The sequence below is a fragment of the Pseudoalteromonas sp. NC201 genome (genome assembly GCF_002850255.1).
Classification (GTDB): Bacteria; Pseudomonadota; Gammaproteobacteria; order Enterobacterales; family Alteromonadaceae; genus Pseudoalteromonas.
In genome coordinates this window covers 519795-535833 of record NZ_CP022523.1, presented here as the reverse complement: position 1 = coordinate 535833, position 16039 = coordinate 519795, and the positions used below count along the sequence as shown (strand labels likewise).

Here is a 16039-nt window from a genome sequence, read left to right as displayed (position 1 = left end):
TGCGCTTTGATACGAGCCATGGAAGGCAAACTGACACCGTTTCATTTGGCTTGAGATTTAAAAACCACCCGTTATGCCAAAAGATAAGCATTCGAATGCTAAATAAAAAAATGAGTTAAAAATGCTTGCCTTTTATGTAACAATAGCGCGCAAATAAAAACCAATCGCAGCACACTAGGAAGTAGTACTGCGTATTGGTGGAACGGCTTTAACCAACAACAGTGGACATAAAAAATGCAAACAAGGATTGTGGTGTATGGTACTAACCATCCTGTACATGTCGTCGATTTTGAGCTCACGACCTGTATCAATAGCGGCTTTTTACTCAAAGCGAACCTAGAATCCCAATTTGACCTGGCTGATGAATTACTCGTCGGCAATATGCTCACGTTTGAAATTGAGTCACCAGACGCAATATCAACATATTTCACTGGTACTTTGTTTGATATCCAATCTGGTTTTGTGTCTGAGCACACCTGTGGTGCAGAGGTGGTCTTAAAGCCTCGCCTTGAGTTACTTAAGCAAACTGAAAAAAGCCAAATCTTTGTACAAGCCAATGTTCAGTCTGTCCTCAATAAGCTGATACAAAAAGCCGGCTATTCACAAGACCGGATAAAATGGCGAGTCACTAAAGATTTACCCACGCTACCGCAGTGCGTACAAGCACTAGAAAACGACTACACCTTTTTCACCCGACTCTTAGCAAAGTACGGCTTAATTTATTGGTTTGAATGCCATGACTTTATTGAGTCGATAGTGATTGCCGAGGGGAATCTTGCAAGCCCCTATATTGAGCGAGGCTTGCTGTCGGTAACGGATAAAGATGGTCTGGTTCACGAACATGAAACCGGCTTTGTTGGGTTTACGCAGTGCCAAAGCCGCCATCGTTTTAAAATGGGTGGCTCACAAGTGCATATGAATGCTCATCCACCAACCTCGGTCAGCTCGGCCCAGCGTAGCTATTTTGAGCCTGCTGCACAAAATCCCGCTGAGCAATTTGAGCGCACTGGCAATCTCGAGCTTGCCTATCAACAAGGTAAAAATGAAGTCACGCTGGTAGGAAACGTAGCCGAAGCCAATGCCGGTTATTCGTTTTCGTTAAATGGTAAATTGGGCACAGCAAAAGGTGGCGATTATACCTGTATTCGCAGTAAACAGATTTATAAGCAAGGCAGTGCCAATGACCCTAAGCAAGTTGCGCATCATAGCGAGTCGGTGTGTGTACCACGGGGTGAGCCAATACGTATCGCGCCCCCAGAGCATAGCCCCAAGCCGATGGTGTTTACCGCCACAGTGCGCTCGCTGTCGGGGTCAAAGGCCAATCCTCACTTAGATGCACAAGGGCAATATGCCACGCAAGTACATTTTGATAGTCAGGTGACTGAATCGGTAAAGCGCCTCACACAATATGCCTGTCGTGGTCAAAAGCAACCGACAGGGTTACACTTTCCACTGCTGCCAGACAGTAATGTGCTCATCGGTTGTATGAACAACGACCCTGACCAAAGTTACCTGTTAGGGTTTGCGCTTAATGACACGCAACCATCTGTTGTTACTAGCGCCAATAACGCCCAAAACGTGTTGTGCTCTCGCGGCCAAAACCTGTTGATGTTTGATGACACCCCAAAAACCCCGCATATTGTGTTGCAAACCTTAGCGGGCAACCAACACTTGGTGTTACATGGGGATAAAAAGCAGCCTTATATTCACTGGCTTGCGCAACTAGGCGCAATGAACATTTTTGCAGCCAAAGACATACAACTTGGCAGTGTTAAAAGCGCAATTCGACTACTCACCAATAAAACCTTTATTGCCAGCGCCAAACAACAACTGGCACTGGAGAGTAAAAAGTCGGTGATTGCTGATGCAGCAACCAACCTAGACGTCACCGCCAACCAAATTGACGTCAGCGCCACACAAAATATCACCCTTAAGGCCGGTCGCAGCCATCGCAGTGTTATCCAAAGTGATATCAACCTCAAGGCAGACAACAATCTCACCATCACCGCCCCGGCTGGAAGTCAACTCATTCAAAGCCAAGGCAATATCACGATTAAAGGCAGTGGCTCTGGCAACCTCACCCTTGCCAATGGTGGCAGTGAAATCAGCATTGACTCAAGTGGTAACGTCAACATCTTTGCAGACAAGTTACTGACCTTAAAAGGCAAAGCCATGACCGTGTTTGACGGTAGCATGGAGCAAGATATTGGCAGCAAACAAAGCGCCACGATGCCGAGTGTACCGCAAATTCAAGCGCTTTCTGAGAATGCTCGACTCTCACTTGCCGCCGATGGCATTGCCACCATGGCGAGCAGTACCATTGAGTTGTCTTACACCTATCAAGATGGCAGCCCAATTATGGGCGCGCCTTATACCATTCGATTTGCAAACGGCACAACGCTGACCGGCAACTTAGACGACAGCGGTAAAGCAAAAATTGAGAATGCCCCGCCCGGTCAATATACCGTGCAATATGGTGAGGATAAACGCGATTACCTGCCAGAAGATAATCGCCCTAAAAATCCACTGTATGGACAAATCACCCCAGCGCGAGCGGCTGAAATGGTACGCAGCGGCAATACCGCACCACTGATAGAAGCCAATGGCATTGCAACCCAAGCAGGTGATTGGTTGTGGGGCACACTACAAGGCGACTTTAATCAAAACCCTTCCACGTCACAAATCGTGGTAGGCACCTTGATTTCCATGATACCGATTATCGACCAAGTCATGGATTTACGAGATATCATTGCCAATGTCATGTTACTGACCGACGATGATGAAGCCAACGACACCGACGCTTGGCTTGCCTTTACCCTAACGGGTATTGGTTTAGTGCCAGTAGTGGGCTCAGCAGTCAAAGGCGTAGGCAAGGTTATCTTAAAAAATACCGGAGAATCCCTCTCTGCTGCACTTGCCGTTTTACGCAAGCTCGGTAAAGGCGACCCAGTTAAATACCTAAGAGACATCAACTGGCAAGACCTAGGAAAACAATCCGCCACGGAAGTTCAAAACATCGTCAAAGGCCTGCGCGATTCACTCGATGACATGTCTACCAGTTGGCACTACGACCTACTGCTCCCAGACGCCGCCATCGAAGGCATGCAAGCCACGGTAAAACGCCTAGACGACGTCACCCCCAAAATCGACCAGCATATGCAACAAGCCGCCCAAGAAATCGGGCAGCGAGTTAATAAAGCACTGGATGAATATCAAGGCCAATCACCAATTCGAGGCGTTACCGATAAGCCCACCAAAGCCAAGGCCGATGAATTGGAGCCACCAAAAGGGAATGAGTTGCCGGGGGCTGGAACAACTCAAACTGATAAAACAAAACCCAAATTAACTAACCGTAAAGACAATAAATTACAACTTATTGATGGAAAGCCCCCTCGGAACGCAGAATTTGCAGGACAAAACTACAGTTTAGATATACATAAAAATACGATCTTGAAACAAAGGCTAGATGCAATGCAGCCAAGAAAAAGGAAAATCAGAGAGTTAAAATTAAAAGAGCTTGCTGAAAAGTATCCTGATGGTGTTAACTTTACCGAAAAAGGTTTTGCGGATTTCAGACCTTATATTATGAAGTATAAAGGTTATCTTGTAGAGGTTGATATAAAAAAATTAAACCCAGACCCTACATCTGGTAGAGGAACATCAGGTTCACAGCTGGACATGAGAAACGCGAATCAATTGATGGAAAATATAGATCCAGCTTGGAAGCAACCGTCGACACATACCTGGCATCATGTAGAGAACTCCACAAAGCTGCAATTAATTCCAAGTGACTTACACTCAACAGTAGGTCACTCTGGCGGTCGAAATACTTACTCATTTTAGGAAATTAGAATGAACTTTGAAAACAGTTATCCAAAAACAAGCTTACTTGAGATTCAAGAGCTCTGTCATGAGCTTGAACTTCAGTTCCCCAAAGAATATGTTGATTTTCTTCTAAAGTTTAATGGTGGTCAGCCTACTAAAAATCAGTTTACTAAACAAAATTCTGACGGTGAATTACTTTTTGACTTTGACATTAATGTTTTATTTGGAATTGGTAAAAATGATACTAGCTTTGATTTGTTAACTATGTTCTCTATTTATTGCGATAGGATTCCTGAAGAGCTACTGCCTATTGGTAATGATGGTGTTGGTAATGTTATTTGCATTGGTGTAGATGGCGCGCAGAAAGGAGGAGTATTCATATGGTGGAAAGATAAGCAAGTTGATGAAGGTGCCGATCCCGATTATGAAAATGTAGATATACTTGCTCCATCATTTACTGACTTCTTAGCAGGCTTTAACGTTTCCTAATTTTCTAACTGAGTTGTAAAGCTAGTAGTTAGCTTTACAACCCTTCCCATCTAAATAGTAAAAAGTCGGTGATTGCTGATGCAGCAACCAACCTAGACGTCACCGCCAACCAAATTGACGTCAGCGCCACACAAAATATCACCCTTAAGGCCGGTCGCAGCCATCGCAGTGTTATCCAAAGTGATATCAACCTCAAGGCAGACAACAATCTCACCATCACCGCCCCGGCTGGAAGTCAACTCATTCAAAGCCAAGGCAATATCACGATTAAAGGCAGTGGCTCTGGCAACCTCACCCTTGCCAATGGTGGCAGTGAAATCAGCATTGACTCAAGTGGTAACGTCAACATCTTTGCAGACAAGTTACTGACCTTAAAAGGCAAAGCCATGACCGTGTTTGACGGTAGCATGGAGCAAGATATTGGCAGCAAACAAAGCGCCACGATGCCGAGTGTACCGCAAATTCAAGCGCTTTCTGAGAATGCTCGACTCTCACTTGCCGCCGATGGCATTGCCACCATGGCGAGCAGTACCATTGAGTTGTCTTACACCTATCAAGATGGCAGCCCAATTATGGGCGCGCCTTATACCATTCGATTTGCAAACGGCACAACGCTGACCGGCAACTTAGACGACAGCGGTAAAGCAAAAATTGAGAATGCCCCGCCCGGTCAATATACCGTGCAATATGGTGAGGATAAACGCGATTACCTACCAGAAGATAATCGCCCTAAAAATCCACTGTATGGAAAAATCACCCCAGCGCGAGCGGCTGAAATGGTACGCAGCGGCAATACTGCACCACTGATAGAAGCCAATGGCATTGCAACCCAAGCAGGTGATTGGTTATGGGGCACACTGCAAGGCGACTTTAATCAAAACCCCTCTACGTCACAAATCGTGGTAGGTACCTTGATTTCCATGATACCAATTATCGACCAAGTCATGGATTTACGAGATATCATTGCCAATGTCATGTTACTGACTGACGATGATGAAGCCAACGACACTGACGCTTGGCTTGCCTTTACCTTGACCGGCATTGGTTTAGTGCCAGTAGTGGGCTCAGCAGTCAAAGGCGTGGGCAAGGTTATCTTAAAAAATACTGGAGAATCGCTCTCGGCTGCGCTTGCCGTGCTGCGGCTTTTTACCCAAAGAAAAGTCGGTAAAGGCGACCCAGTTAAATACCTAAGAGACATCAACTGGCAAGACCTAGGAAAACAATCCGCCACGGAAGTTAAAAACATCGTCAAAGGCCTACGCGATTCACTTGATGACATGTCTACCAGTTGGCACTACGACCTACTGCTCCCAGACGCTGCCATCGAAGGCATGCAAGCCACGGTAAAACGCCTAGACGACGTCAACACCACACCAGAAAAGCATAACTTCTCGGCGGATAACCCACCTCCCACTACGCTATTCGGCTTGTGGTTTGAGGAGTCAGTGTGACGTGGGCCGACGTTTTCTTGATTCGCTCAATAGCGTTGTTTCAACGGAATAAACGAGGAGCGCATAAATACCACTTGAAGATATTTTTGGCTCTAACTACAGAAGTGCTGTACGGGGAATAACTAGACTAGGTTCCAAGAAAAACCCCACTGGATACGAGGTTACAGATTTTTCAAACGGAAATGCCAAAGCTATATATCTAATAGAAGATGGTAACATTAAATTGCACACATTATACCCTGAACTAAAGAAGTAAATATACGATGAATAAACTTGAAGATCCTTTAAGAACCATTTTAAAAACTTATTGTCATGTTGAAAGCTATGACCCCAGTATTTTGAGAAGAGCTGTCGGCATTGGAGAAGACTACCCTTATGACTTGATTAAAGTCAGAGCCCAACTTCGGGAGGCTATAGACTTAAATCTTATTTCACTAACAGAGTATGAAGAACTAACAGACGAAGATTTTGACTCCATAGAGGACCTTCATGAGTGGCTAGAGGAGCTCTATTCAGAGTTATTGTGAAAGTTAGCGAGTGAAATTCTTCTTAACAGGCTTTACCGACCACGGTTTTTAAAGGCCTGTAGAGCTAATGTCTAGCTTTACAACCCTTCTCATTGCTGCTAGCACAAAACACTAGACATAACGAAGCGGTAAAACCAGCCAGAGCACTAACCAAATGATGTGGGGATCCGAGCTAATAGATCGGTTTCTCCCATATCAATACCAATCTGGCTGAGTAATGTCGTTATTTGCCCTCTATGGTGCGTCTGATGATTGAATAAATGATGCACTAGAAAACCAAACTTGCGAGAAAAGGTTTTACCTTGTGTGTTTTTGTAGTGTAAATCGGCTGCAAGCGCCTCCTCAGTGACTTCATTCGCAAACTCAATAATCACCTTATCCATTTCCGCCCTTGCCTGTCTCAACGCTGCAAAATCTTCATACAGCATCGCATCAAGCTTTGTCGGCAGAGGCATTGTTGCTACAGCATTCAGTGCTTCAGCATGATGGCTATGCTCTGTATAGCGCTTAAGCCAAATAATATCGGCAACAAGAATATGGTTTAACGATCCCATAATGGATCCAAAAAAAGCCCCTCGATCTTGGTGTAATTCCGTGACGCTCAATCCCGAAACAGCTTCATATAATCTTTCGTTCATCCAGCGATTGTAATCCGCCATTAATTCAAAGTTTGCTTTCATCTAAATATTCCCTGTTCCCGTAAAAATTGACTAACCTCAACTTAGCGGCATTGGCTAGGTTAAAAAATACAAATATTTGAAGTTGAAAACAATCAATTTTATTGAACACTTTAATCTTAACTATCAATTATACAAATCAAAATGCGCGCGGCATAATGGCTCCATCAACTTAAGAAGGAAAGCAAAATGTTAAAGAATATTGAAGGTCAACGCGTACCACAGGTTACATTCCCAATTAGAGAAAATGAAGAGTGGAAGCACGTCACCACCGATGAAATTTTTAAAGGTAAAACTGTGGTTGTATTTTCTTTGCCTGGTGCCTTTACACCAACTTGTTCGTCAACGCACTTACCGCGCTATAACGAGCTTGCTAGCGTATTTAAACAAAATGGTGTCGACGAAATCGTGTGTTTATCCGTTAATGATACGTTTGTAATGAACGCATGGGCACAGTACCAAGAAGCGCAGAATATTACACTACTACCTGACGGTAACGGCGAATTCACTGACGGCATGGGCATGTTAGTTGATAAAAACGATTTAGGTTTTGGCAAACGCAGCTGGCGTTATTCAATGCTGGTAAAAGATGGTGTGATTGACAAAATGTTTATCGAACCAGAAAAGCCTGGCGACCCGTTTGAGGTATCAGACGCAGATACTATGCTGGAGTACATTAACCCGCGCCAAATCAAACCAGAGCCGGTTACCGTTATTAGCAAGATTGGCTGTCCATTCTGTGAAAAAGCCAAAGCTTTGCTAAAAGAAAAAGGACTGGCATATGAAGAGCTGGTACTTGGTCAACAAGCATCGCTAACCAGTCTTAAAGCGCTGTCTGGTCGCGAAACCGTGCCGCAGGTATTTATCGGTGGTAAACACATCGGTGGTTCAGATGATTTAGCTGAATATTTCGCTTAATCACTCATCCCCCACAACATGACTTGGTGAACTTGCTCACCAAGTCAAAATGTTCCCCCTCAACACAACAAAACACAATAGCTAATGGCTGTCATGGGGGTTTACACTTTCTGATTTCGGAGCAAAAAATGAAAAAGATAAACACCGACGTAGTCGTGATTGGTGCGGGAACAGCAGGTCTCAGCGCCTATAGAAATGCCAAAAAATATACCTCAGAAGTACTGATGATTGAGTCTGGCGTATACGGCACAACGTGCGCTCGGGTTGGCTGCATGCCGAGCAAGTTACTGATTGCCGCAGCTGAAGCTGCACATCAAATTGAAGTCGCACCTAAATTTGGTATTAATGTAAAACCCGCTGAAATTGACGGTAAAGCGGTTATGGCGAGAGTAAAGCATGAGCGAGATCGCTTCGTTGGCTTTGTCGTCGAAGCTGTCGACGAACTACCTGAGCAAGATAAACTACGCGGCAGTGCAAAATTTATCAACAGCCATACGGTACAGTTGGACGACCACACTCAGATCACAGCCAAACGTTTTGTTATCGCTACAGGTTCAAGACCTAGCTACCCCGGTGTGTTTAATAATTTTGGCGACCGCTTAGTCATTAACGATAACGTTTTTGACTGGGACAATTTACCCGACTCAGTGGCCGTATTTGGCCCCGGCGTGATTGGCTTAGAACTAGGTCAAGCGCTACACCGACTTGGCGTAAAGGTCAAAGTATTTGGTGTCGGCGGTGGCCTTGGACCACTAACCGATCCAATCGTCAAAGACTATGCTACCACTGTGTTCAGTGATGAGTTTTACCTCGACACAGATGCCAAAGTATCAGATATGAAACAGGTCGGTGACAAAGCCGAGCTTACCTACATTGACAAACAAGGGAAACCGCAAACCGAGCAGTTTGACTATGTGTTGGCAGCCACAGGTCGTGTGCCCAATGTTGATAACTTAGGGCTAGAAAATACCACGCTAGAGCTTGATGACCGAGGCGTACCGCTAGCCGACCCACATACCATGCAATGTATTGATGGCTCAGGTAACGCCCCCATTTTTATTGCAGGTGATGCCAGCAACCAGATCCCGCTTCTACATGAAGCCGCAGATCAAGGCACGATTGCAGGTGAAAATGCCGGTCGCTTCCCCGATGTGAGAGTGGGACTGCGCCGTGCAAAGCTTGCGGCGGTATTTAGCGACCCACAAATTGCCATGGTTGGAGCAAGTTATAAAGAGTTGGAAAAGCAATATGGCAATTGTGGCTGCTTTGCCATCGGAGAGGTAAGCTTTGAAAACCAAGGCCGCAGCCGCGTGATGTTAAAAAACAAAGGCCATATGCGAGTCTACGCTGAGCAAGGCACCGGATTATTCTTAGGTGCCGAATTTGTCGGCCCTGCTGCTGAGCATATGGCGCATTTACTTGCTTGGGCGCTACAAAACAAGATGACCGTGCCACAAATGCTCGAAATGCCTTTCTACCACCCAGTGATAGAAGAAGGCCTAAGAACGGCACTGCGAAATCTAAATGCAAACTTGAAGTTTGGCCCGGATATTATCAAGCACTGCTTGGAATGTGGTCCAGGCGCTTAATACAAACATTGCTGGAGCCGGCCGTAACTGCTGGCTTTATCTTTTTACTACGTTGCTTTAAATTCTCTGGCGAGCTCTCTATTTACCGCTTTTATCGTTTTCACTACGGACTTTTCGGAAACAGGGCTCGAAAAGTAATACCCCTGAATTTTATCTACTCGTGCTTCTTTGCACACATAATACTGCTGATAGTTCTCAACACCTTCAACAACAATGCTCAATTGTAGGCTCTTAAGCATATCAATCAAACCCTTAAATATCCTTTTCCCTCTATCGTCTACATCAATTCTGTCGGTAAGCGATTTATCCACTTTGACAATATCAATTGGATAATTGAGCAAATGTGATATTGAAGAATAGCCCGTTCCAAAATCATCTAGCGCAATCTTGCAGCCTAGTTCTTTGATGCGGCTTAGGCTTGATGTTACCCGTTCACTTTCATCCAAAAGCGCAGTTTCTGTTAGCTCAAAGGTAAATAAAGTACCATCAATATCGACTCGTTTTAGACAATCATTGATAAATGCTGGTAGAGAAATGTCTCCGAGCTGTAATGGCGACAGGTTTATTGCTAAACGAATAGGATATCCGCACTTTGTTTGTATCTGCTTCAATGTGGTGATCGCGTGCTCAATAATCCACTTTCCCAACGGTTCTATGAGCTTTGACTCTTCAGCTATTGTAATAAACTCTTGAGGACTACTTGTGTATTTTGCAGTAGGCCATCGGATCAACGCTTCGAGAGACGCGACTTTGGCCTGCTGAATATCGACAATCGGCTGAAATGCCAACTCTAACTCTTGCCTCTCTATCGCTCCTCTTAAGTCTTGCTCCACGTTATACTTCATTTGGAACTCAGTCTGCATATTATCTTCGAAAATGCACGCCATCGCACTTTGGGAAGATTTAGCCCTAAATAGTGCAATATCAGCAAAACGTATTAAGTCATCAGCATTATTACCATTAAGTGGGTAAAGAGAAATTCCCATTCTTACTTGGCAGTAGATGTCCAACTCATAGATTGAATAGCTTCGGCTTAGTAACCGGATAAGCTTTTCAGCTTCTATTTTAATTTGAAGCGGGTTGTCACAAGACACCATCAAACAAGCAAACTCGTCTCCACCAAAACGACTGACAATATCTTCTTGCTTGGTATGCCTCTTAAAGCTTGCTCCTAGTTCAAGTAAAAGTTGATCAGCGATTTCATGGCCAAAGCGGTCGTTTATCTTTTTAAAATCGACGATATCAACGACAAGGATCCCTGCACACTTATAGCGCTTTTTATCGGCTTGCATCAGCCGCTGGCAGGTTTCTTCAAAATAGTAACGATTATACAACCCCGTCAATGAGTCGCGTTCAGCCATCTGCTTTACTTGCAGGTAGCTTTTATGCAGTTGACTTTCTAGCTCAAAGCGTTTCCTTGCTTGGATAATAGACCGGCTCAAGAGCGATGCGGTGACTTCTTCTTTGAGTAGAAAGTCCTGTACGCCCAAATCTAGACATTTCAAAACCAACTCTTCAGAATGCGAATTGCTGATCATGACTATGGTTAAATCTTTAATATGGTTAATACGCTTAAGTTCGATGAGTAAGTCCACACCATTTTTGGACGGCATATTGTAATCCAGTAATAATAGGTCGAAGCAAAGCTCTTCTAGCGCAAATATTCCTTCTTCTACTGTACTAACTTCTGTCAAATGATGTTCAATCCCGCCTTTCACTAAGGAACGGCGGATCATCTTTCGGTCAACCACATCATCATCAACGAGCAATATGTTCATTTACAACCTCATTACTTAGTTGGAAACTGTACAATTCGCCAATATCCATCCAACATATCAACAAGGCTCATCATTGAGTTACTTGCTTCTTCTTTTAAAAAATATCCTGCTACGTTTTTTTCATAACTATGATGAATATCATCTTCATCTTTCGAAGTGGTGAGTACGAACACAACCGTATCTTTTAACTCTGGGTCATCCCTCAACTTACCTAAAAACTCAAGCCCACCCATGCGAGGCATTTTTAAATCTAATAGAACAATAAATGGATACTCTATTTTTTTAGTCTGTAAGAATTCTAACGCTTCAACGCCATCAATTGCCCGAACCATAGGGTTCATTATCTTACGCTTTGCAAAACTGCGTTTTACGGTCATATAGTCAATGTCATCATCCTCGACGACCAGCACTGTAATATCATTATTTTGCATAAACTGAATACCTAATTTGGGTTAACTCTGGTATCTACTTTTGGCCACTTGATCACAAACTCAGTACCAACATTGCTATCCACAATGTCGACCGAGCCGCCATAGAAATTGAGCACTTTTTTAATGATTGCCAAACCCATACCACTACCTTCTTGTTGATCTCTAGGTTTAAGCGTTTGGAACATTTCAAATACTTTCTCCCTATACTCAGGTGGGATCCCCGGTCCATCGTCAATAAAATGTATTTCATACTCTTCTGGGCTTTCTTTAACGTGGATTATTAGTGAGCCATTTTCACAGTCGTGGTGTTTAAGCGAGTTGCTAATTAAATTGCGGGTAACTACTTCAAGTGCAGTTTTTGGTAAGGTGACAATTAAAGAAGTGCATTCCAATTTCAGCTTCGCCTCAATATCAATAGAGTCATATATCTCTTTTGTAAACTCGCTGAATTCAAACGTTTCGTTTTCGCTATGCTTTCGATTTACCCGAGAGTAAATCAGCAAGTCATGGAGCAATTTACTCATTCTTGATACACGTTGTTGAATTAAATCAAAATTCTCCTTAGCGCCTTCGGGTAACTCATCGCCGTAGTCTTCATCAATCCAAGTTACCAACTTGGAAATCGCATTGAGTGGCGCTTTTAAATCGTGAGAGGCAATATAAGCAAATTCGTCTAAGGCTTCATTGGAGCGCTTTAATTGAGCGACAAGATGCTCCCTTTCGGTCACGTCACTGGAAAGTCCTAAAATAAACGTCGCGCCATTGGCATCATAGAATCGCTTTTTGCGAGTAAATAATGTTCTTACGCCACCATCTGGGAAATTGATAATCTCCAAACACTCTGCATACCCTGTTTCCAAGGCTTTTTTATCATCTTTGATAAACTCTTCTACTTCTTCTGGTTGATAAGAGTCAAGTGTGGTGTAGCCAATAATTTTCTCTCTGGCTTCTTCTGGATACATGGAGCGAAAAGCACTGTTCGCTTTTACGATCCTAAGCTGATCATCTTTGATAAAGGCGTAGTCCGGAATATTGTCAAAAATTAAATCGGAAAGAGAATCATCACCAACAAATCTGTCTGCTTTCTCAAGTGGGGTTGAGTCTGTCATAGGAATTTACATTGGGAACAGGTAATAAGATCTATAGTAGGAAAGCGATATTATTCAAGATAAAAGTAATGGAAATGTTAAATAACAAGTGTGCTTCATCACAAAAATGTCTACACTATTATTCGTGCCAGATGCTTTATTTACAGTGCGATACTTACCTAATATTAATCCTGTTAATAGCAACATAAGTGCACTTTGACTTTTTAAACATAAAGACATAGCACACAATCTAAGCCTGAAACAGGAATAAAGGCAATAGCATGTTTGAAGATGTAGTAGAACTAAATAACTGTACCATAGTAGTCGTAGAAGATTCGCCACTCACTCAAAAGGTGCTATGCGCATGTTTAGAAGACATATGCAAAGTCGTCGCTTTTGAAAGTGCTGAGAAGGCCTTGGAATATGTAAAACTTGCATTGCCAGATTTAATCCTAATGGACTGGATGCTAGAAGGGATAACGGGTATAGAGGCTTGTACAGAGCTTCAAAAAGATCCAATAACCGCCCGAATTCCTGTCATATTTGTGACATCCAACATTAAAGAAAATCAGCAAGAAATGTGCTGGGATGCAGGTGCGGTCGATTTCATCAGTAAACCAATAGTAGCACGCACGCTGTTTAATCGCGTACTTACCCACCTAAAGTATAAAAAGCAAGCCGATCAACTTAGAGAGTATTCATACGTTGACGGGCTTACTGAAGCGTTTAATCGCAGATTATTTGATACTGACTTGGAGCGCCACTATCGCGGTGCAAAGCGCTCCATTAGCCCGCTTAGTGTCGTAATGTTGGATGTTGATTATTTTAAGCTCTATAACGACGAATATGGTCATTTGATGGGTGATGATGTCTTGAAGGTTTTTGTAAGCACCGCCAAAAATCATATTCGTCGACCTATGGATGCGCTGTACAGGTACGGCGGTGAAGAGTTTGCCATCTTACTGCCAAACACACCCTATTCTTTCGCCTTAGAGATCGCGCAAAGAGTGGTACAAACCTTCTTCGAAACCGCTATTGAACATAAACTTTCACCACTAAAAGCTGTATCGGTTAGTGCTGGTGTCGCTTCACTTAGTGAGGATAATATCAATCAAACTGTTGAAGAGTTAGTAGAAAGAGCAGATAACGCGCTATATGAAGCTAAAAAGAATGGTAAAAATCGAGTGTTTGGAGAGGCAAGCTAGCAGCTGTTATCACCATAGTAAGTGGTGACCGTTTCCATACGGATCAGCGCAACCTCTGAATTAGGAAAAGGGAGCTGCTTTAGTGTATTGCTATAAGATAAATAACTAAAAATGGAGCCAACTCATTCACCATATCGTGTAGAGCTAGCTATAAACTTAGATTTCTATTTAGAACAATTCTTGATATTATCGCAACTCGTTGGGGAGTAGCCTGCTTCCAATGCTCGGAAGAGTTCGTATCAACATAATTGGCCAAAATGCCATGGTGCGGACACCTCTCGGTTGGCGAGACCATCGATATATCCATGCCTGTGGTCGGGCGTGTGGATATGTCGTGGACTCAAATCGCCCGACCGGAGCAATGTAAATGAATTTCGTCACCCTGCTACTGTTAGCATACGCCATGTCTACCGATGCGTTTGCCGCGGCAATCGGTAAAGGCGCCAGCCTAAAATCACCTCGGCTTACCGAAGCCATAAAAATCGGCCTCATTTTTGGTGTTATTGAAGCCTGTACGCCGCTGATTGGCTGGTTAATAGGACAATCTGCAGCTGGCTATGTCGAGGCTTGGGATCACTGGATTGCCTTTATCTTACTGTTAGGACTTGGCGCTCATATGATTTATGAGAGCCTTAAGGGTAATGACGATGCGCCAGCACAGCACGCAAAGCAACCTTGGTTAAAAACCATTATCACAGCGTTTGGTACCAGTATTGATGCAATGGCTGTCGGTGTCAGTCTCGCATTTGTTGATGTGAATATATGGCTCGCCGCTTCGCTCATTGGCCTTGCCACCACCATGATGGTAACAATTGGTGTGATGATTGGGCATTCGGCTGGAAAGTTCCTTGGTAGTCGAGCTGAAACCTTTGGTGGGGTGATCTTAATCTGTGTGGGAACTTGGTTGCTATATAGCCATCTTTCGATTTAATCGCAAAAAGAGCGGTATATTTACCGCTCACTTGCTTATCCCTTTACGTTAGGGCTACTTGGCTTTTAAGCCTTTTTAATCGCTTTTTTCAGCTTTTTGATTTTTGCTTCATGCTTTTCAATCTTTGCTTTACGCGCTTTCAGCTCTTTTTTAAGCGCTTTGACATCGCTTTTCTTCGCCATAACTAATCTCCTTTGGTTGTTTTGCGAACACCTACTACCATAGCAAAGTGACTGACAATATCAAACTACACCTGCGCTACTGCGTTGCCTGCCATCTAATAGTGGTAATTTTGACCAAATACTATTTTGTACAACTAAATATTAGTAAATAAATAGAGTAAGTTGATATTAAAAAACACTAACCACTTGTTTTATAAATGATTTAATGTTGGCTTGGTTGTTGCTTCTATAAGCATAAATCAAGAGAACGGAACCAACCATATGTCTGTACCATTAAAAGATAGGCCTCTCGAATCCGTTAGGGAAGAGGTGATTGACCAGTTAATTCTAAATTACAGCCACGGTGAGCTTTCGGCTGATGCATTCGAGAGACGATTGGATAAAGCATACGACCTGAACGAACAAGAACAAATTGCAGCACTTAGTGCTGATTTACCGCTAAAGTCGGATGCAAGATATCACAGCGAAAAAGCCGCTCGTTTGGGTCCAAAATTTACCTCAAGCGTAGATGGTGCTGAGGCGATAAGCATTACCTCTATACTTAGTTCCAACCATCGCAGTGGCGAGTGGATCGTACCTAAAGAGATCCAACTAAAAAATTACCTTGGCAGCTTGGAACTAGATTTTACCAACGCAATTTTTAGTCACCCTGAAGTACATATTTATATAGATTGCATTTTAGGCAGTGATGAAATCTTCGTACCAGACACAGTCGATGTCGTCACCGATATTCGTAATATTATGGGTTCAGTAGAAAACACTAGAAATACGCTTGCATCTGCAGGGCAGGTGAAACAGCGTCCACGAATTTATGTTCACGGTAGAATGATTTTGGGTAGCATTGAAATTAGCGTAAAGCGCTCAATGAAAGCACAAATAAAGCAATTTGCCGATGGCCTTAAATCCCTATTTGGTGACGGCACAAAATCCAAAAGCTAAAGCTTAATA

The 16039-nt window shown here is 43.4% G+C and carries 13 protein-coding genes and 1 riboswitch; of the genes, 9 read left to right on the top strand and 4 right to left on the bottom strand.

Features of this window, described 5'->3' with window-relative positions; all coding sequences use genetic code 11:
* Window positions 1-234 precede the first annotated feature (234 nt).
* The 4 genes from PNC201_RS23565 to PNC201_RS20245 all read left to right on the top strand — a co-directional run bounded on the left by PNC201_RS23565 (window position 235) and on the right by PNC201_RS20245 (window position 6292).
* A complete protein-coding gene (locus PNC201_RS23565; RefSeq protein ID WP_233525297.1) occupies window positions 235-3843 on the top strand; it encodes a contractile injection system protein, VgrG/Pvc8 family in 3609 nt (1202 codons plus the stop codon).
* A 9-nt stretch (window positions 3844-3852) separates the two neighbouring features.
* Complete coding sequence (locus PNC201_RS20260; RefSeq protein ID WP_102058210.1) at window positions 3853-4314, top strand: SMI1/KNR4 family protein; 462 nt, start codon at window positions 3853-3855, stop codon at window positions 4312-4314.
* A 68-nt stretch (window positions 4315-4382) separates the two neighbouring features.
* Window positions 4383-5765 carry a hypothetical protein gene (locus PNC201_RS23560; RefSeq protein WP_233525296.1) on the top strand — a complete coding sequence of 461 codons (1383 nt, stop codon included), beginning with the start codon at window positions 4383-4385 and terminating at the stop codon, window positions 5763-5765.
* A gap of 263 nt (window positions 5766-6028) precedes the next feature.
* Complete coding sequence (locus PNC201_RS20245; protein WP_095727608.1) at window positions 6029-6292, top strand: hypothetical protein; 264 nt, start codon at window positions 6029-6031, stop codon at window positions 6290-6292.
* A gap of 146 nt (window positions 6293-6438) precedes the next feature.
* Here the strand turns inward: PNC201_RS20245 and PNC201_RS20240 are convergent, their stop codons facing one another.
* Entirely contained in the window at window positions 6439-6972 is a 534-nt protein-coding gene (locus PNC201_RS20240; RefSeq protein WP_102058209.1) for a DinB family protein, read from the bottom strand.
* Window positions 6973-7158: 186 nt separating this feature from the next.
* Here PNC201_RS20240 and PNC201_RS20235 point away from each other — a divergent pair, with 186 nt between their 5' ends.
* Both PNC201_RS20235 and PNC201_RS20230 read left to right on the top strand, forming a co-directional pair.
* Window positions 7159-7887 (top strand): glutathione peroxidase, encoded by a 729-nt coding sequence (locus tag PNC201_RS20235; RefSeq protein WP_010605622.1) that lies wholly within the window; start codon window positions 7159-7161, stop codon window positions 7885-7887.
* 128 nt (window positions 7888-8015) lie between these two features.
* Window positions 8016-9476: a dihydrolipoyl dehydrogenase gene (locus PNC201_RS20230; protein WP_102058208.1), complete on the top strand. Its 1461-nt coding sequence runs from the start codon at window positions 8016-8018 to the stop codon at window positions 9474-9476.
* Window positions 9477-9523: 47 nt separating this feature from the next.
* Here PNC201_RS20230 and PNC201_RS20225 read toward each other — a convergent pair whose 3' ends face one another.
* The 3 genes from PNC201_RS20225 to PNC201_RS20215 are packed head-to-tail and all read right to left on the bottom strand — an operon-like array spanning window position 9524 to window position 12794.
* Window positions 9524-11254 (bottom strand): two-component system response regulator, encoded by a 1731-nt coding sequence (locus PNC201_RS20225; RefSeq protein WP_102058207.1) that lies wholly within the window; start codon window positions 11252-11254, stop codon window positions 9524-9526.
* Window positions 11255-11265: 11 nt separating this feature from the next.
* The gene (locus tag PNC201_RS20220) at window positions 11266-11685 is read right to left on the bottom strand and encodes a response regulator (protein WP_102058206.1); all 420 of its coding nucleotides are present in this window, start codon (window positions 11683-11685) and stop codon (window positions 11266-11268) included.
* An 11-nt stretch (window positions 11686-11696) separates the two neighbouring features.
* The gene (locus PNC201_RS20215) at window positions 11697-12794 is read right to left on the bottom strand and encodes a sensor histidine kinase (RefSeq protein WP_102058205.1); all 1098 of its coding nucleotides are present in this window, start codon (window positions 12792-12794) and stop codon (window positions 11697-11699) included.
* 260 nt (window positions 12795-13054) lie between these two features.
* Here PNC201_RS20215 and PNC201_RS20210 point away from each other — a divergent pair, with 260 nt between their 5' ends.
* The 3 genes from PNC201_RS20210 (at window position 13055) to PNC201_RS20200 (ending at window position 16030) form a co-directional block, all read left to right on the top strand.
* Window positions 13055-13978, top strand: coding sequence for a GGDEF domain-containing response regulator (locus PNC201_RS20210; protein WP_102058204.1), 924 nt, complete (start codon window positions 13055-13057; stop codon window positions 13976-13978).
* A gap of 189 nt (window positions 13979-14167) precedes the next feature.
* Window positions 14168-14338: riboswitch (yybP-ykoY riboswitch) on the top strand.
* 7 nt (window positions 14339-14345) lie between these two features.
* Window positions 14346-14909: a manganese efflux pump MntP gene (locus PNC201_RS20205; RefSeq protein WP_010605615.1), complete on the top strand. Its 564-nt coding sequence runs from the start codon at window positions 14346-14348 to the stop codon at window positions 14907-14909.
* A gap of 443 nt (window positions 14910-15352) precedes the next feature.
* Complete coding sequence (locus PNC201_RS20200; protein WP_102058203.1) at window positions 15353-16030, top strand: LiaF domain-containing protein; 678 nt, start codon at window positions 15353-15355, stop codon at window positions 16028-16030.
* Window positions 16031-16039: the final 9 nt, after the last annotated feature.